This window comes from Streptomyces sp. NBC_01788 (assembly GCF_035917575.1).
In the GTDB taxonomy this organism is placed as follows: domain Bacteria; phylum Actinomycetota; class Actinomycetes; order Streptomycetales; family Streptomycetaceae; genus Streptomyces.
Genome location: NZ_CP109090.1, coordinates 5,879,598 through 5,896,789, shown reverse-complemented (window position 1 = coordinate 5,896,789; position 17,192 = coordinate 5,879,598). Strand labels below are relative to the sequence as shown.

13 protein-coding genes and 1 riboswitch are annotated in these 17,192 nt (G+C 71.5%); of the genes, 5 read left to right on the top strand and 8 right to left on the bottom strand.

Annotation, left to right across the window (positions count from 1 at the left end; genetic code table 11):
- Nucleotides 1-10: 10 nt before the first annotated feature.
- Nucleotides 11-171: riboswitch (cyclic di-AMP (ydaO/yuaA leader) on the bottom strand.
- Nucleotides 172-406: 235 nt separating this feature from the next.
- Nucleotides 407-1,795 carry a M16 family metallopeptidase gene (locus OIE49_RS26635; protein WP_100570669.1) on the bottom strand — a complete coding sequence of 463 codons (1,389 nt, stop codon included), beginning with the start codon at nucleotides 1,793-1,795 and terminating at the stop codon, nucleotides 407-409.
- A complete protein-coding gene (locus OIE49_RS26630) occupies nucleotides 1,792-3,165 on the bottom strand; it encodes a M16 family metallopeptidase (RefSeq protein WP_326804464.1) in 1,374 nt (457 codons plus the stop codon). Before OIE49_RS26630 ends, OIE49_RS26635 begins: the two co-directional genes overlap by 4 nt.
- 351 nt (nucleotides 3,166-3,516) lie before the next feature.
- Between OIE49_RS26630 and OIE49_RS26625 the strand changes: the two genes are divergently transcribed.
- Nucleotides 3,517-5,973, top strand: a complete 2,457-nt coding sequence (locus tag OIE49_RS26625) for a DNA gyrase/topoisomerase IV subunit A (protein ID WP_326804463.1) — start codon at nucleotides 3,517-3,519, stop codon at nucleotides 5,971-5,973.
- On the opposite strand, the gene OIE49_RS26620 is transcribed toward OIE49_RS26625, so the two are convergent.
- On the bottom strand, nucleotides 5,970-7,124 hold the full coding sequence (locus OIE49_RS26620; RefSeq protein WP_326804462.1) for a CobW family GTP-binding protein: 1,155 nt from the start codon (nucleotides 7,122-7,124) through the stop codon (nucleotides 5,970-5,972). The two genes, OIE49_RS26625 and OIE49_RS26620, sit on opposite strands and share 4 nt — an antisense overlap.
- Before the next feature lie 177 nt (nucleotides 7,125-7,301).
- On the opposite strand from OIE49_RS26620, the gene OIE49_RS26615 reads away from it, so the two are divergent.
- The 3 genes from OIE49_RS26615 (at nucleotide 7,302) to OIE49_RS26605 (ending at nucleotide 11,075) form a co-directional block, all read left to right on the top strand.
- Nucleotides 7,302-8,243, top strand: a complete 942-nt coding sequence (locus OIE49_RS26615) for a sucrase ferredoxin (RefSeq protein ID WP_326804461.1) — start codon at nucleotides 7,302-7,304, stop codon at nucleotides 8,241-8,243.
- Between the two features lie 490 nt (nucleotides 8,244-8,733).
- On the top strand, nucleotides 8,734-10,398 hold the full coding sequence (locus OIE49_RS26610; RefSeq protein ID WP_326804460.1) for a sensor histidine kinase: 1,665 nt from the start codon (nucleotides 8,734-8,736) through the stop codon (nucleotides 10,396-10,398).
- Entirely contained in the window at nucleotides 10,395-11,075 is a 681-nt protein-coding gene (locus OIE49_RS26605) for a response regulator (protein WP_326804459.1), read from the top strand. Before OIE49_RS26610 ends, OIE49_RS26605 begins: the two co-directional genes overlap by 4 nt.
- Nucleotides 11,076-11,126: 51 nt before the next feature.
- On the opposite strand, the gene OIE49_RS26600 is transcribed toward OIE49_RS26605, so the two are convergent.
- The 3 genes from OIE49_RS26600 to OIE49_RS26590 form a co-directional block, all read right to left on the bottom strand.
- A complete protein-coding gene (locus tag OIE49_RS26600) occupies nucleotides 11,127-12,176 on the bottom strand; it encodes an ABC transporter substrate-binding protein (protein ID WP_326804458.1) in 1,050 nt (349 codons plus the stop codon).
- 83 nt (nucleotides 12,177-12,259) lie between these two features.
- A complete protein-coding gene (locus OIE49_RS26595) occupies nucleotides 12,260-13,123 on the bottom strand; it encodes an ABC transporter permease (RefSeq protein WP_326804457.1) in 864 nt (287 codons plus the stop codon).
- Nucleotides 13,113-13,928: an ABC transporter ATP-binding protein gene (locus tag OIE49_RS26590; protein WP_100570677.1), complete on the bottom strand. Its 816-nt coding sequence runs from the start codon at nucleotides 13,926-13,928 to the stop codon at nucleotides 13,113-13,115. Before OIE49_RS26590 ends, OIE49_RS26595 begins: the two co-directional genes overlap by 11 nt.
- Nucleotides 13,929-14,088: 160 nt before the next feature.
- On the opposite strand from OIE49_RS26590, the gene OIE49_RS26585 reads away from it, so the two are divergent.
- Nucleotides 14,089-14,778: a response regulator gene (locus OIE49_RS26585; RefSeq protein ID WP_326804456.1), complete on the top strand. Its 690-nt coding sequence runs from the start codon at nucleotides 14,089-14,091 to the stop codon at nucleotides 14,776-14,778.
- Nucleotides 14,779-15,002: 224 nt separating this feature from the next.
- On the opposite strand, the gene OIE49_RS26580 is transcribed toward OIE49_RS26585, so the two are convergent.
- Nucleotides 15,003-16,595: a solute symporter family protein gene (locus OIE49_RS26580; RefSeq protein WP_326804455.1), complete on the bottom strand. Its 1,593-nt coding sequence runs from the start codon at nucleotides 16,593-16,595 to the stop codon at nucleotides 15,003-15,005.
- The gene (locus tag OIE49_RS26575; RefSeq protein WP_326804454.1) at nucleotides 16,592-17,146 is read right to left on the bottom strand and encodes a DUF485 domain-containing protein; all 555 of its coding nucleotides are present in this window, start codon (nucleotides 17,144-17,146) and stop codon (nucleotides 16,592-16,594) included. Before OIE49_RS26575 ends, OIE49_RS26580 begins: the two co-directional genes overlap by 4 nt.
- Nucleotides 17,147-17,192: the final 46 nt, after the last annotated feature.

Here is a 17,192-nt window from a genome sequence, read left to right as displayed (position 1 = left end):
AGACGTGGATCCTTTCCTTCCCTGTCGCCTACCGGGTTAGCTGACGGGTTCGGAGCAGGAAGGTCTCCTACGGCCCCCTCGCATCGCGCGCGGGTGTCCGATTCACCCCAGGGACGGTGGGTCCCCGGCTCCCCTGGCTCGCGCCGTACGGGGACTCGGCGATGACTGTCCGGTGCCGCGGACGCGGCGCACTGCCCGACGAACAGCCGGACCGACGCTAAGCGGGGCCGCTTTCAATTCCCAAACGGATCAGAAGTTTTGTAGCGCATACCACAGGGCAGACAGGCACTCTCCCTCTCAATTCGGACCACACTCGGACAACACAGGGCCCTGGTGACGCTTCGGTCACCAGGGCCCCACGCGCGTGTGTGGCGGTCGCCGCGCACGGCGGCGACCGGGTGTGCTCCTACTCGGCCTCGACGACGGTGACCCGGCCGACGCCCAGGGCCTCGACGGGCTCCTTGATCTGCGCCGCGTCACCGACGAGGACCGTCACAAGACGGTCCACCGGGAAGGCGTTGACGACGGCCGCGGTGGCCTCCACCGTGCCGGTGGCGGCGAGCTGCTGATAGAGCGTCGCCTGGTAGTCGTCGGGCAGGTGCTGCTCGACCTGGTCGGCCAGCGTGCCCGCCACGGCGGCGGCCGTCTCGTACTTCAGCGGGGCCACACCGACGAGGTTCTGCACGGCGACGTCCCGCTCGGCGTCGGTGAGGCCCTCGGCGGCGAGCTTGCGCAGCACCGTGAACAGGTCGTCCAGGGCCGGGCCGGTGTTCGGGGTGTCGACCGAGCCGCTGATGGCGAGCATCGCGGCGCCCGACCCGTCGGGGGCCGAACGCATCACCTGGCCGAACGCCCGGACGCCGTAGGTGTAGCCCTTCTCCTCGCGCAGGACGCGGTCCAGGCGGGAGGTGAGGGTGCCTCCGAGGCAGTAGGTGCCGAGCACCTGGGCGGGCCACACGCGGGCGTGCCGGTCGGGGCCGATCCGGCCGATGAGCAACTGCGTCTGGACGGCGCCGGGCCGGTCCACGATGACCACCCGGCCGGTGTCGTCGGCGGTGACCGGAGGCACGGGCCGCGGCTTGGCGGGCGCGCCGTTCCAGGCGCCCAGGGTCCGGCCCAGCAGCTCGTCGAGGTCGACTCCGGTGAGGTCGCCGACGACCACGGCGGTGGCCGTGGCCGGGCGCACGTGCCGGTCGTAGAAGGCGCGGACGGCCGCCGAGTCGATGGCGCCGACCGTCTCCTCGGTGCCCTGGCGGGGACGCGACATGCGCGAGTCGGCCGGGAAGAGCTCCTTGGACAGCTCCTTGGCGGCGCGGCGGGCCGGGTTGGCCAGCTCGTGCGGGATCTCGTCGAGCCGGTTGCGCACCAGCCGCTCCACCTCGGAGTCGGCGAACGCGGGCGCCCTGAGGGCGTCGGACAGCAGGCCGAGCCCCTTGGCCAGACGCGAGGCCGGGACCTCCAGGCTCAGCCGCACGCCGGGGTGGTCGGCGTGCGCGTCGAGGGTGGCGCCCGCGCGCTCCAGCTCGGCGGCGAACTCCTCGGCGGAGTGCTTGTCGGTGCCCTCGGAGAAGGCCCGCGCCGTGATCGTGGCCACGCCGTCCAGGCCGGCCGGCTCCGCCTCCAGGGGCGCGTCCAGCAGCACCTCCACGGCGACGACCTGCTGGCCGGGGCGGTGGCAGCGCAGCACCGTCAGGCCGTTGTCCAGCGTCCCACGCTCGGGGGCGGGGAACGCCCACGGCCTGGCCGCGCCGGCCCGGGGCTGGGGGTGGAACTCCATCGTGGCGAGCTCGGTCACTTCGCCGCCTCCTCGGTCTCGTCGGTGGCCGCGGCGTCCGCGTCCTGGGCGTCGTCCTGCGCAGCGGCGGCGGTCGGCTCGTAGACGAGCACCGCGCGGTTGTCGGGACGCAGGCGGGACTTGGCGACCTCCTGGACCTCCTCGGGCGTCACCTCCAGGACCCGGGCGACGGCGGTCAGGGCGAGCTGCGGGTCGCCGAACAGGACGGCGTAACGGCACAGTTCGTCGGCGCGGCCGGCGACCGTGCCGAGGCGGTCCAGCCACTCGCGCTCCAGCTGGGCCTGGGCGCGCTCCATCTCCTCGGCCGTCGGACCCTGTTCGGCGAACCGGGCGAGCTCCTCGTCGATCGCCGACTCGATGACGGGGACCTCGACATCGCCGGAGGTCTTCACGTCCAGCCAGCCGAGGGAGGGCGCGCCGGACAGCCGCAGCAGGCCGAAACCGGCCGCGACAGCCGTACGGTCGCGGCGCACCAGCCGGTTGTAGAGCCGCGAGGACTCGCCGCCGCCGAGGATGGTGAGCGCCAGGTCGGCCGCGTCGCACACGCGCGTGCCGTCGTGCGGGAGCCGGTAGGCGGCCATCAGGGCGCGGGCCGGGACCTCCTCCTCGACGACCTCGCGCAGCTGCCCGCCGATGACGTCGGGCAGGGAGCCGTCGCGGGGCTCGGGCTTGCCGTCGTGGGACGCGATGGAGCCGAAGTACTTCTCGACCCAGGCGAGCGTCTGCTCCGGGTCGATGTCACCGACGACCGACAGGACGGCGTTGTTCGGGGCGTAGTACGTGCGGAAGAACGCGCGCGCGTCCTCCAGCGTGGCCGCGTCGAGGTCCGCCATGGATCCGATCGGCGTGTGGTGGTACGGGTGGCCCTCCGGGTAGGCGAGGGCGGTCAGCCGCTCGAAGGCGGTGCCGTAGGGGACGTTGTCGTAGCGCTGGCGGCGCTCGTTCTTGACGACGTCCCGCTGGTTCTCCATGGACTCGTCGTCCAGCGCCGCGAGCAGCGAGCCCATGCGGTCGGCCTCCAGCCAGAGGGCGAGCTCCAGCTGGTGGGTGGGCATCGTCTCGAAGTAGTTGGTGCGCTCGAAGCTGGTGGTGCCGTTGAGCGAGCCGCCCGCGCCCTGCACCAGTTCGAAGTGGCCGTTGCCCTTGACCTGGGCGGAGCCCTGGAACATCAGGTGCTCGAAAAGGTGAGCCAGGCCGGTGCGTCCCTTGACCTCGTGGCGCGAGCCGACGTCGTACCAGAGGCACACCGCCGCGACCGGGGTCAGGTGGTCCTCGGAGAGCACCACGCGCAGGCCGTTGGCCAGGCGGTGCTCGGTCGCTGTCAGGCCGCCGGAGCCTGCCTCGGCTGCAGCCGTGTGACCCATGGGCATGTACGTCCCTTCGATCGCGATGGCGGTCTGCGAACCGCCCTTTTCCTGCCGGTCCTGCCACTGTATGCAAGCGTGCGGACCCGTGGCGAAGTTCCCACGGTCCGTACGCCGAGAGCGAGACGGAAAGCCGTGCGTCACGGCGGCGCCGCGGAACGGGACGTCCCCGCAGTTCGCACCGGCATCAGAGGCATCACCGCCACCAGCGGCCACGGGACGGCGGAGGTCCCCTGAGGCGGGGCGGGAGGGCGGAACGTGCCCTGTGGGGACGGGGCGTGGTCCGGGTTGTCAGTCGCGCGGTCCACAATGGTCCGCGTCAGATCCCGTCCACGCTTCAGCAAGGAGCCGGCAGCGATGGCCCGCCGCAGCACGAAGACCCCGCCGCCCGACGACTCGTACGAGGAGAGGATCCTCGACATCGACGTCGTCGACGAGATGCAGGGCTCCTTCCTCGAGTACGCGTACTCGGTCATCTACTCCCGCGCGCTGCCGGACGCCCGGGACGGACTCAAGCCGGTGCACCGCCGCATCGTCTACCAGATGAACGAGATGGGGCTGCGCCCCGAGCGCGGCTACGTGAAGTGCGCCCGCGTCGTCGGCGAGGTCATGGGCAAGCTGCACCCGCACGGCGACGCGTCGATCTACGACGCCCTGGTGCGCCTGGCCCAGCCCTTCTCGATGCGTGTCCCGCTCGTCGACGGCCACGGCAACTTCGGCTCGCTGGGCAACGACGACCCGCCGGCCGCCATGCGGTACACCGAGTGCCGGATGGCCGAGGCCACGAGCCTGATGACGGAGTCCATCGACGAGGACACCGTCGACTTCGCCCCCAACTACGACGGCCAGGAGCAGGAGCCGGTGGCCCTGCCGGCCGCCTTCCCGAACCTGCTGGTGAACGGCGCCTCCGGCATCGCCGTCGGCATGGCCACGAACATGCCCCCGCACAACCTCAACGAGGTCATCGCGGCCGCCCGCCACCTCATCCGCCACCCGAACGCGGACCTGGACGCCCTGATGCGGCACGTCCCGGGCCCGGACCTGCCCACTGGCGGCCGGATCGTCGGCCTGTCCGGGATCAGGGACGCCTACGAGAGCGGCCGCGGCACCTTCAAGATCCGCGCGACGGTCTCGGTGGAGACCGTGACGGCGCGCCGCAAGGGGCTGGTCGTCACCGAGCTGCCCTTCGCCGTCGGCCCGGAGAAGGTGATCGCCAAGATCAAGGACCTGGTCGGCTCGAAGAAGGTCCAGGGCATCGCCGACGTCAAGGACCTCACCGACCGCGAGCACGGACTGCGCCTGGTCATCGAGATCAAGAACGGCTTCGTGCCCGAGGCCGTCCTGGAGCAGCTGTACAAGCTGACGCCGATGGAGGAGTCCTTCGGCATCAACAACGTCGCCCTGGTCGACGGCCAGCCCCTCACGCTCGGTCTGAAGGAGCTGCTGGAGGTCTACCTCGACCACCGCTTCGACGTCGTACGGCGCCGCAGCGAGTACCGGCGGCGCAAGCGGCGCGACCGGCTGCACCTGGTGGAGGGCCTGCTCACCGCGCTGGTGGACATCGACGAGGTCATCCGTCTGATCCGCTCCAGCGAGAACTCCGCGCAGGCCAAGGAGCGCCTGATGCGGCGCTTCTCGCTGAGCGAGGTCCAGACCCAGTACATCCTCGACACCCCGCTGCGCCGGCTGACCAAGTACGACCGCATCGAGCTGGAGGCGGAGAAGGACAAGCTCATCGCGGAGATCGAGGAACTGACCCGGATCCTTGAGTCCGACGCGGAGCTGCGCAAGCTGGTCTCGGCCGAACTGGCCGCGGTCGCCAAGAAGTTCGGCACTCCCCGGCGCACGATGCTGCTGGAGGCGAGCAACGTCCCGGCCGCCGTGGTGCCGTTGCAGGTGGCGGACGACCCGTGCCGCGTCCTGCTGTCCTCGACGGGTCTGATGGCCCGCACGACGAACGGCGAACCGTTCGCGCAGGGCACGGACGGCAAGCGGCAGAAGCACGACGTGATCGTCTCGGCGGTCCCGGCGACCGGCCGGGGCGAGGTGGGCGTGGTGACGTCGGCGGGCCGTCTGCTCCGCGTGAACGTCGTCGACCTGCCCCATCTGCCGGAGCAGACGTCGGCTCCGAATCTCGCCGGCGGAGCGCCACTGGCGGAGTTCGTCTCCCTGGAGGACGACGAGACCGTGGTCTGCCTGACCACGCTGGACGAGTCGTCTCCGGGCCTGGCGCTCGGTACCGAGCAGGGCGTCGTCAAGCGGGTCGTGCCCGACTACCCCTCCAGCAAGGAGGAGTTGGAGGTCATCACGCTCAAGGAGGGTGACCGGATCGTCGGCGCGGTCGAGCTGCGCACCGGTGAGGAGGACCTGGTCTTCATCACGGACGACGCCCAGCTCCTGCGCTACCAGGCCTCCCAGGTCCGCCCGCAGGGCCGCCCGGCCGGCGGCATGGCCGGCATCAAGCTCACCGAGGGCGCCAAGGTCATCTCGTTCACGGCCGTCGACCCGGCCGCAAACGCGATCGTCCTCACCATCGCAGGCTCGCGCGGCTCGCTGGACGACTCCGTGCAGACGACGGGCAAGGTCACACCGTTCGACCAGTACCCGCGCAAGGGCCGCGCCACCGGCGGTGTGCGCTGCCAGCGGTTCCTGAAGGGCGAGGACTGCCTGGCCTTCGCCTGGGCAGGGCCCACCCCGGCCCTGGCCACGCAGAAGAACGGCAGCCCGGCCGAACTCCCGCAGCTCGACCCGCGCCGCGACGGCTCGGGCGTGTCGCTGCCGAAGACGGTGGCGGTGGTCGCGGGGCCCGTCTAGGCCGGGGGGTCCCCCGGGTCCGGGGCCGGGTCCGAATAGGACAGGTCCGGGTCCGTTTGACCCGGGGCCTCGGGGTCGTGTCCCCCGGGGTCCCGTACGTAGCGCAGGACGCCCCACATGCCGTGCTCGTCGGCGTGCGGGGTGTCCTGCTTGCACACCTCCAGCTCCTTGCCGAGGGCGCCCGCGTCGATGCCGGAGCCGATGAGCACGAGCTGGGTGGGACAGGGGTCGTCGCCGTCCGGCCAGGGCTCGGGGTAAAAGCGCAGGAAACGCCCGACGGCGTGCACGGCGTAGCGGTTGCGCACGTCGTGGCGGCCGAAGCCGACGTACCCCTTGATCCGGTAGAGCCCGTCGGGGCGGCTGTCCAGGAACCGCATCAGCCGGCGAGGATCGAGCGGCACGTCGGAGACGAAGGAGAGACTGTCGTAGCCGGCGTGCAGATGCGCGGCGTGGTGGTCGTCGTCCTCGTCCGCGCCGGACGCGTGCAGGTCGTCGAAGGAGAGCTGCCCGATCCGCTCCTCGCTCGGCCGGCAGTCGAAGAGGAACTCCGGGTCCACCCTGCCGTATGAGGCCGGAACCACGGCGGCCCCGTCGACCAGGGACCGTACGAGTGCGAGCACCTTCTCGCCATCGGCCGCCCGGTCGGTCTTGTTGACGACGACGAGGTCGGCGAGCGCGAGATGCCGGTCGATCTCGGGATGCCGCGCACGGGTGTCGCCGAACTCGGCGGCGTCCACGACCTCGACGAGCCCGCCGTAGACGACCCGGGGGTTCTCGGAGGCCAGCACCATGCGGACGAGTTCCTGGGGTTCGGCGAGCCCGCTGGCCTCGATGACGACGACGTCGATACCGGCGGCCGGGCTCGTCAACCGGTCGAGGTAGACGTCGAGTTCACTGGCGTCCACCGCACAGCACAGGCACCCGTTGCCCAGGGAGACGGTGGAGTCCCCGAGGGCTCCCGCGACCGCCATGGCGTCGATCTCGATCGCGCCGAAGTCGTTGACGATCGCGCCGATGCGGCTGCCGCCGCTGCGGTGCAGCAGGTGGTTGAGGAGCGTGGTCTTGCCCGAGCCCAGAAAACCGGCGAGCACCACGACCGGGATCTGCGCCGCGCTGCGGCTCGGACTCGGGTAGCGGCTCGGCTGACTCACCACGCGACCTCTCTCATGCCGACGCGTGCACCGGCTCACGGCCCTGCGCACGTACGAGGATGGAATGCCGACCAAGGATACGGGCCGTGCGCACGTCGGGGCGCTGCGCGAGCGCCCGGCGAAGATCACCCCTACGGCTGGCGTGGATCCGGGCCGAGTCAGGTTAGGCTCACCTGCGTGAGTACGTGCTCGACCGCCTCCCGGCACCTAGACGAGCCGATGGCCGCCACCGCGGCCACGGCGACGACATGGCTGCTGCTGGAACAGCCCGGCCCCTGGGGTGCCAAGGCACTCACTTCGAGCCACCTGGACCCCGCCCTCGGACGTGCGCTGGATCGCGCGGCGCGGGGCACCGGCGTCCGGATCGCGCTCATCCGCCGTCCGGGGCGGCACGCCGACCGCCGCACCCAGTCCGTACGGCATGTGTACGCGGCCCATACGGTCCCGGGGAACGTATGGCTGCGCAGCGCCGTGACCGCCGACCCGGAACGCCTGCTGGCCCTCGACTTCGCCGCGCTGGGCATGGGCGACCACGACACCTTCGACGCCGCCCTCCAGGGCGGGCCGCACACAGGTGATCCGCTCGCGCTGGTGTGCACCAACGGTAAGCGTGACCAGTGCTGCGCCCTGCTCGGCCGTCCCCTCGCGGCCGAACTCGCCGCCTCCGGGGTCCAGGACGTCTGGGAGGTCACGCACCTGGGCGGCCACCGTTTCTCGCCGACCCTGCTCGTGCTGCCGTTCGGATACGCCTACGGCCGGGCCGAGGCCCACGCCGTCAAGGAGATCCTGCACCGTGTGGGCGAGGGCCGGATGGTCCTCGAGGGCTGCCGGGGCCGCACGGCCTGGGAACGGCCCGGGCAGGCCGCGGAACTGGCGGTGCGGGAGACGGCGCGCGAGTACCGCGCGGACGCGCTGAGCGTCGTACGCACCGACGGATCGGCGCCGCGCTGGGAGGTCACCGTCGCCCACGCCGACGGACGCCGGTGGCACGTGACCGTGACCCAGGGGGCCGCCCTGCCGCCGCGCCCGGAGAGCTGCGGCACCTCGGTGCTGGGCGGGCCCACGCGCATGGACGTGACCGCCGTCCGCGAACTGGCGACCGCACCACTGACGGCCTGACGGCCCACCGCCCACCGCCCACGAGCTGCCCACTGACGGCCCACGGACCGGGGCGACGGTACGGAGGCGGCGCGGGACGGCGGCGGCACGACGGACCGGCGGACCGGCGGACCGGCGGCACAGCGGGGCGACAGCACGGCACGGCAGCGGCGCGGGACAGCCAACACGGCGGGACGGCGCCGCCGCGAGACAGCCGCACGACGGCAGGGCAGCAGAGCAGCGCGACGACTCGACGCGACACCGCGACCGCACGGCGGAACAGCGGCCGCTCGGCGGCACGACGGAAAGGCGGCAAGCCGGGGCAACGGCGGAACGGCGGCGACACCGCGACCGCGCGACGGCACGGCGACGCACCGGGGCGACGGAACGGCAGCGGCAAGGCGACGGGCCGAGGCGGGGCGGCCGTGCGGCGGTGGTGTGAGAGATGATCCGCGCCACACAGCGGGAACAGCCCGGGAACGGCCCCGTGTCCCGACGTACTGTCATGGCCATGAGCGCCACTCCTCCCGCCCGCCGCCGGCGGCTGGGTCTGCCGCGACGTGTCTTCTCGCAGGTGCTGCTGATGCAGCTGGCGATCGCCGCGGGAGTCGCCGTGCTCGCGACCGGCCTGTTCCTCGCGCCGCTGAGCCACCAGCTGGACGAGCAGGCAATGCGCCGCGCCCTCGCCATCGCCGAGACCACCGCCGAGAACCGGCAGATCGCACAGGACCTCCAGCACACCGTCCCGTCCGTCGACGGCCCCGTGCAGCAGGAGGCGGAGCGGATCCGGAAGGCGACCGGCGCCGAGTACATCGTCGTGATGGACAGACGGGGCATGCGCTGGTCGCACACGGATCCGAAGCAGGTCGGCCGGCACGTGTCGACGAGTGCGGAGTCGGTCCTGGCCGGCCGGAAGGTCATGGAGATCGACACCGGCACGCTGGGCCGCTCGGCACGCGGCAAGGTGCCCCTGTACGACGCCGGCCACCACATCGTGGGCGCGGTCTCGGTCGGCATCGCCTACGACAGCGTGCGCGGCAAGCTGATCGACGCCATTCCGGGCCTGTTCGCCTACGCGGGTGGCGCCCTGGCCGTGGGCGCGCTGGCGGCGTGGCTGGTCTCCCGGCGGGTCCAGCGGCAGACGAGGGACCTCGCCTTCTCGGACATCGCGGCCCTGCTCGCCGAACGCGAGGCCATGCTGCACGGCATCCGGGAGGGGGTCGTGGCCCTGGACCGCGGCGGACGGATCCGGCTGCTCAACGACGAGGCGCAGCGGCTGCTCGGCATCGGCGACGAGGCGGTGGGCCGGTCGCTCGACGAGGCGCTCGGGGCGGGCCGTACGACCGACGTCCTGGCCGGGCGGGTGACAGGCACGGACCTGCTCACGGTGCGCGGGCAGCGCGTCCTGGTCGCCAACCGGATGCCGACCGACGACGGGGGCGCCGTCGCGACCCTGCGCGACCGCACCGAGCTGGAGGAGCTGGGCCGGGAGCTGGACTCGACGCGCGGCCTGATCGACGCCCTCCGCGCCCAGGACCACGAGCACGCCAACCGCATGCACACCCTGCTGGGCCTGCTCGAGCTGGAGATGTACGACGACGCCGTGGAGTTCGTCGGCGAGGTGGTCGGCGACCACCGGGCCACCACCGAGCAGGTCACCGAGAAGATCCAGGACCCGCTGCTCGCCGCCCTGCTGGTCGGCAAGGCGACCGTCGCGGCCGAGCGCGGGGTCGCGCTGTGGCTGTCGGACCGCACGCACCTGCCGGACCGGCTCGTCGACCCCAGGGGGCTCGTGACGATCGTCGGCAACCTGGTCGACAACGCGCTGGACGCGGTCGCCGGGACCCCACACGCGCGTGTGGAGGGCGAACTGCGCGCGGCGGGACGTACCGCCGTGCTCCGGGTGCGCGACACCGGGCCCGGAATCCCGGCGGGGCGGCGCGACCTGATCTTCACGGAGGGGTGGTCCACCAAGCAGCCGCCGGCGCACGGCAGGCGCGGTATAGGTCTGTCCCTGGTGCGCAGGCTCGCCGAGCGGCAGGGCGGAACCGTCACGGTGGGCGAGGCGCCCGGCGGCGGAGCGGAGTTCACGGTCGTACTGCCCGAGGCGCTAGCCGAGGCGGAGCCCGCGCCGGTGGCCGCCCTCGGCGCCGGGACCGGCGAGGAGGAGCAGTGATCGACGTCCTGGTCGTGGACGACGACGTCCGGGTGGCGCAGATCAACGCCGCCTATGTGGAGAAGGTGCCGGGCTTCCGCGTCGCCGCCGCGGCGCACACCGCCGCCGACGCCCTGCACCGGCTGGAGACGCTGCCTCAGCTCGACCTGGCCCTCATGGACCACTGCCTGCCCGACGACACGGGCCTGTCGGTCGTGCGGGAGATGCGCAGCCGCGGCATCGGGACCGACGTGATCATGGTGACGGCGGCCCGTGACGTGTCGACCGTGCAGGCGGCGATGCGGCACGGTGCGCTGCAGTACCTGATCAAGCCGTTCACCTTCGCCGGGCTGCGCTCCAGACTGGAGGCGTACGCGGAGCTGCGCCGCACCCTGGACAGTGGCGGGGAGGCCGAACAGGCCGAGGTCGACCGGCTCTTCGGGGCGCTGTCGGCGCCGCCGGAGCCCATCCTGCCCAAGGGCCACTCCCCCGCGACCGTCGAACTCGTCCGCCGGACCCTGATGGGGGCCGCCGGGCCCCTGTCGGCCCACGAGGTCGCCGAGCGGACCGGGGTGAGCCGGCAGACCGCCCAGCGCTGCCTGAAGTTCCTGGAGCGCACCGGACGGGTCCGGCTGACGCTGAAGTACGGCGGCGCGGGCCGCCCTGAACACCGTTATGTGTGGGCGGCCCGCGCCTGAGGCCACGGCTCCGGGGGGAGGGGAAGGCCGTGGCCCCCTTGCATACGGATCTCAGCCCTTGGCCTTCTCAACGAACTCGGTGGTGTAGGTCTTGCTCAGGTCCACGTCGTGCTTCTGGATGTTGGGATTGAACGCCTTGAGCACCTTCTCGACGGTCTCGGGGCCGTTCTGAGGCATCACGCCGTCGTTGGTGAACATCGGCAGTGTGCTCTTGATCGCCTCCGCGTACAGCGTCTTGTTGCCCTGGGAGTAGTCGGCGGGCATCTTGGCGGCGATCTCGTCGGCGCTGTGGGTGGACATCCACTTGAGCGTCTTCACGAACGCGTTGGCCAGCTTCTGGACGGTCTCCTTGTGGCTGTTGACCCAGTCCGTCTGCATGTACAGGCTGGACGACGGGTACGGGCCGCCGAGCGCCTCCCGCGAACCCTCGGGCGTCCGCATGTCGATGAGGACCTTGCCCACCTTCTTGTCCAGGATCGTCGCGACGGTCGGGTCGGTCGTCATGCCGCCGTCGATGGCGCCCTTCTCGAGCGCGGAGATGAAGGTCGGTCCCGCCCCGACGGCGACCGGGCTGAACTCACTGACCTGCACACCGTTCTTGACCGCCAGGTACTTGGTGAGGAAGTCGGTCGAGGAGCCGAGGCCGGTGACGCCGAGCTTCTTGCCCTTGAAGTCCTTCGGCGAAGTGATCTTGTCCGCCGCCTTGGTGGAGACGACCTCCACCTCACCGGGCGCGTGCGAGAACTGCACCACGGACTCGACGTACTTGTCGTGGGTCTGGAGATCCAGGGTGTGGTCGTAGAAGCCGACGGCGCCCTGGACCTGGCCGGAGACGAGCGCGGTCTCGGCCTGGACTCCGGCGGGCTCGCTCAGCAACTCGACGTTCAGGCCCTCCTCGGTGAAGTAGCCGAGGCGCTGGGTGAGCATCGCGGGCAGGTAGATGACCTTGTCCAGGCCACCCACCATGATCTTGACCTTCTCCCCCTTGCCTCCCCCGCCGCTGCCGGTGGAGCTCGCCGCCTCGTTGGCGCAGGCGGTGAGGGAGGACAGGGCGAGCAGGCCGGCGGCGGCCGAGGCGGCGAATCTGGTGCTCTTGCGCATGAGGGTCACGTCCTTGTGAGAAAAGGCGATACGGGAAGCGAGGTGCGGGGGGGGTGGGAGGGAAGCCGGTGCGGCGGCGGACGTCAGTCCCCGGAGCCCGCCGGCTTCCAGCGGAAGATGCGGCGCTCGGCGAAGGTAAGCAGTCCCTCGGCGACGAGCGCGACCGCGGCGAGGATGACCATCGCGGCGTACACACCGGCCGCGTTGAAGGTGCCCTGGGACGTCGCGACGAGCAGGCCGATGCCCTTGGTGGCGCCGATGTACTCGCCGACGATGGCGCCGATGAGAGCGAAGCCGAAGCTGACGTGCAGGCTGGTGAAGATCCACGTGGTCGCGGACGGGATGACCACCTGGAAGGTGACCCTGCGGTCGCTCGCGCCGAGGATCCGCGCGTTGGCCACCAGGTTGCGGTCGACCTCCCGGGCGCCCTGGAAGGCGTTGAAGAACACCGGGAAGAACACGAGGACCACGGCCGAGGCGATCTTGGAGAGCGGTCCGAGCCCGAACCAGATCACGAAGATCGGGGCCAGGACGATCCTCGGGAGGGAGTTGAGCACCTTGATGTAGGGGCCGAGGACATCGGCGAGGAAGGTGATGCGGCCGAGCGCGATACCGAGGACCACACCGACCACCACGCCGAACACCCAGCCGACCAGGGCCTCGTAGAGCGTGTACCAGATCTGCTCACCCAGTGAGCCCTGCGCGGTGCCGTGCGTGATCCAGGTCCAGATCTGGTCCCAGATCTGGGAGGGCATGGAGAAGTTGAACGGGTCGATGGCCTTGGCCCGGGAGAGCGCCTCCCACAGGCCGAGCACGGCCACCAGGAGCAGGATGCGGCCGGAGAGGACCATCGTCCTGCGCTTGCGGGCGGCGCGGGCCCGGGAGTGGGCGCGGTCGGTCGTCTTGGCCGTGTCGACGACCGGAGTGCTGAGAACCTCAGGCGACATGGGCGGCACCTCTTTCACGGGTGATGCGGACCTCTTCGCCGAGCGACTCCCAGATCTCGCGGTAGATGTCGATGAACTCCGGCTGGAGGCGCACCTGCTCGACCTTGCGCGGCCTCGGCAGGCCGATGTCGAAGACCTGCTTCACGGTCGCGGGGCCGGCGGTCATGACGACGACCTTGTCGGCCAGGGCGATGGCCTCCTCCAGGTCGTGGGTGACGAAGACGACCGAGGCGCCCGTGCCCTCCCACAGTTCGAGGAGCTCGTCCGACATCAGCGCCCGCGTCTGCACGTCGAGCGCCGAGAACGGCTCGTCCATCAGCAGGATCTCGGGGTCGTTGACGAAGGTGGCGGCGAGGGCGACGCGCTTGCGCTGGCCGCCGGAGAGCTGGTGCGGGTAACGGTCCTCGAAGGCGGCGAGTCCGACCCTGGCCAGCCAGGCGCGGGCCTTCTCCTTCGCCTCGGCCTTCGGCATGCCGCGGAATCGCGGCCCGGCCATCACGTTGGACAGCACAGAGCGCCAGGGGAAGGTGGCGTCCTGCTGGAAGACGAAGCCGACCTTCCCGCCGACGCCCTGCACCGGCTCGCCGGCCACCAGCACATCGCCCTCGGTGGGCTCCTCCAGCCCGCTGACGAGGGTGAGAGTGGTCGACTTACCGCAGCCGGTGGGGCCGACCACGGCCACGAACTCGCCGCGCCGCACGGTGAGGTCGAGGTCCCTGACGGCCGTGTGCAGGCCCCCTGACGGGGTCCTGAACGTTTTGCTCGCGCCCCGTAGTTCGATGACGGGGCTGGTGTCTGCGCTCATGGCCCGGGACGGTAGATGTGTCCCCGGCCACAGCATCAGTCTTCTGAGCGCAAGCCGTTCTTTTGCTCGCAAGGACCTGTTGTGCTCGTTTTGCTCGCGCTACAACAACGGAGCCCGACAACAGCTCAACGCCCGCCTGGCCTTGAGGGAAAGAGGCCCGATGATTGACGTCCTGGTGGTCGACGACGACTTCCGTGTCGCCGAAATAAACGCCAAGTACGTGGGAAAGGTTCCAGGTTTCCGGGTGGCCGCCCGCGCGCACAGTGCCGCGCAGGCCCTGTCCACCGTGGAGCGCGACGGCATCGACCTGGTCCTGCTCGACCACTACCTGCCCGACCGCACGGGTCTGGAACTCGTCAACCGCATGCGGGAACAGGGCATCGGCACCGACGTCATCATGATCACGGCGGCCGGCGACGTGGCGACCGTCCAGCAGGCCATGCGCCTGGGCGCGCTGCACTACCTGGTCAAACCGTTCACCTTCGCCGCGCTGCGCACCCGCCTGGAGTCCTACGCCGCCCTGCGCCGCACCGTCGACCGGGTCGGGCGCGGCGTCACCGGGCAGGAGCAGGTGGACCGGATCTTCGGCGCCCTGCGCACCACGCCCGCTCCCACGTCCCCGGGGCTGCCCAGCGGCCAGTCGGAACCGACGACGGACCTCATCTGCGGTGTCCTGCACCACGCCGACCAGCCCCTGTCCGCCCACGAGGTGGCCGCCCGCACCGGCCTGAGCCGCTCCACCGCCCAGCGCTACCTGCGCCACCTGGAACAGGCAGGACGCCTGCGCCTGTCCCTGAAGTACGGCGACACGGGACGGCCGGAGCACCGCTACGCGTGGGTGGCGCCCTAGGGCCTCTCGTTTGGATCATGCCGGGCTCGCGGGCCCTGGCACCGCTCCCCCAAGCTCTTCGAGCAGGGGGCACGCCCAGCCGCGTTGTCGTCGGTTGGCAGGGCTCCGCCCTGCCGCCCTCCTCCGCCTTGCGATCCACGGCACCAGACCCCGCTCCCTGATCCGGCCTGATCCAAACGAAAGACCCTAGCCGGCACGTACGGGGTTTACGGGCCCCGGTGTCTCTACACGGCCCCCGCCCCCGTCAGCGACCGCACCTCCGTCTCGGCGTACCTGGCCTCGTCCGGGGCCTCGGGGGAGGTGACGGTGCCCAGCCAGCCGGCGAGGAATCCCAGCGGGACGGAGACGATGCCGGGGTTCTCCAGCGGGAAGAGCTGGAAGTCGACGCCCGGGAACAACGCGTCGGGACTGCCGGAGACCACCGGGGAGAGCACGACGAGCCCGAGCGCGGGAATCAGACCGCCGTACACGGCCCACACCGCGCCGCGGGTCGTGAAGCCGCGCCAGAACAGGGAGTACAGCAGCACCGGCAGGTTCGCCGAGGCGGCGACGGCGAACGCGAGACCCACCAGGAAGGCCACGTTGAGGTTGCGGGCGAGCAGGCCGAGGGCGATCGCGACCAGGCCGATGCCGACCGCGGCGACGCGCGCCACGGCCACCTCGCTGCGCTGCCTGGCACCGCGGCGCCGCAGCGACGCGTACAGGTCGTGGGCCACCGACGCGGAGGAGGCGAGGGTGATCCCGGCGACCACCGCGAGGATCGTGGCGAAAGCGACCGCGGCCACCACCGCGAACAGCACCGTCCCCGCCGTGGAGTCGGCGCCACCGCCGAGGTCGAGGGCCAGCAGCGGGACCGCCGTGTTCCCGGCCGCGTTGGACCCGCGCAGGGCGTCGGGACCGACGATCGCGGCCGCGCCGAAGCCGAGGACGATCGCCATCAGGTAGAAGCCGCCGATCAGCCCGATGGACCAGATCACCGAGCGCCGGGCGGCCCGCGCGGTCGGCACGGTGTAGAAGCGGGACAGGATGTGCGGCAGCCCCGCCGTGCCGAGCACCAGCGCCAGTCCGAGACTGATGAAGTCCAGGCGCGAGGTCAGGTCCCCGCCGTACTTCAGTCCGGGCACCAGGAAGGCGCCCCCGTGACCGCTGCGCTCGGCCGCGGTGAGCAGCAGCCGGTCGATGTCGCCGTGGAACCTGACCAGGACGAGCACGGTCAGCACGACGGTGCCGCCCAGCATCAGGACCGCCTTGACGATCTGGATCCAGGTGGTGGCCCGCATCCCTCCCAACGACACGTAGATCACCATCAGCGCGCCGACGCCGATGACGGTCCAGGCCTGCACCCCCGCGCCGGTCCGGCCCAGGAGCAGCGCCACCAGGCTGCCCGCGCCCACCATCTGCGCCACCAGATACAGAACGGACACGGTGACCGAGGAGGTTCCCGCCGCGATCCGCGCCGGCCGCGCACTCATCCGCGCCGCGACCACGTCGGCGAGCGTGAAGCGCCCGCAGTTGCGGACCAGTTCGGCAACGAGGAAGAGCACGACCAGCCAGGCCACGAAGAAGCCCACCACGTACAGCACACCGTCGTAGCCGAACAGGGCGATCAGACCGGGGACGCCCAGGAAGGAGGCGGCCGACGCGTAGTCGCCCGCGACGGCGAAACCGTTCTCCATCGGCGAGAACAGCCTCCCGCCCGCGTAGAACTCCTCCGCCGATCCGTGCCGGTTGCGGCTCACCCAGGTGGTGATCCCCAGGGTGACCGCCACGAACACGCTGAACAGCACCAGCGCCAGGGTCTGGTGGTTGCCGGTCACGAGGCACCACCGCCCACACCGCGGGTCAGCTCCTGGGTGTCCCAGCGCAGTTCGAGCGCCGCACGGTCCCTGCGCAGCCGGGCGTGCCGGGCGTAGGCCCAGGCGAGGAGGAAGGTGCTGAGGAACTGCCCGAGGCCCGCCAGCATCCCCACGTTCACCACGCCCGCCACCGGCCGGGCCATGAACCCCGGCGCGGTCGTCGCGGTCACGACGTAGCCCACGTACCAGGCGAGGAAGAGGGCCACCGCCGGCGTCACGAACCTCCGGTAGCGGCTGCGCACCTCCTGGAACGCAGGGCTGCGCTGCACCTCGAGGTACGCGGCGGCCGCCGCGCCGTCCCCCGGTCCGGTCCGGTCCTCGCGGCGGGCCGCCGGTACCGGTGCGGCGGGGGCCGCCGTGCCGTTGCCGTCACCCCAGCCGGAGGCCAGCGCGTCGTACCAGGGGTCGCGGTATCTGATGTCCCCGGACTCCGGGTCCGGGCCTTCGTCGGTCCCGGGCACGTTCCCGGGACCGCCCCCGCCGGCGCGGAGGCGGTCGTTGCTTGACTGCATGCCCAAGGATGGACAGAACCGGAAGTTCCCTGACTTCTCTTCCCTC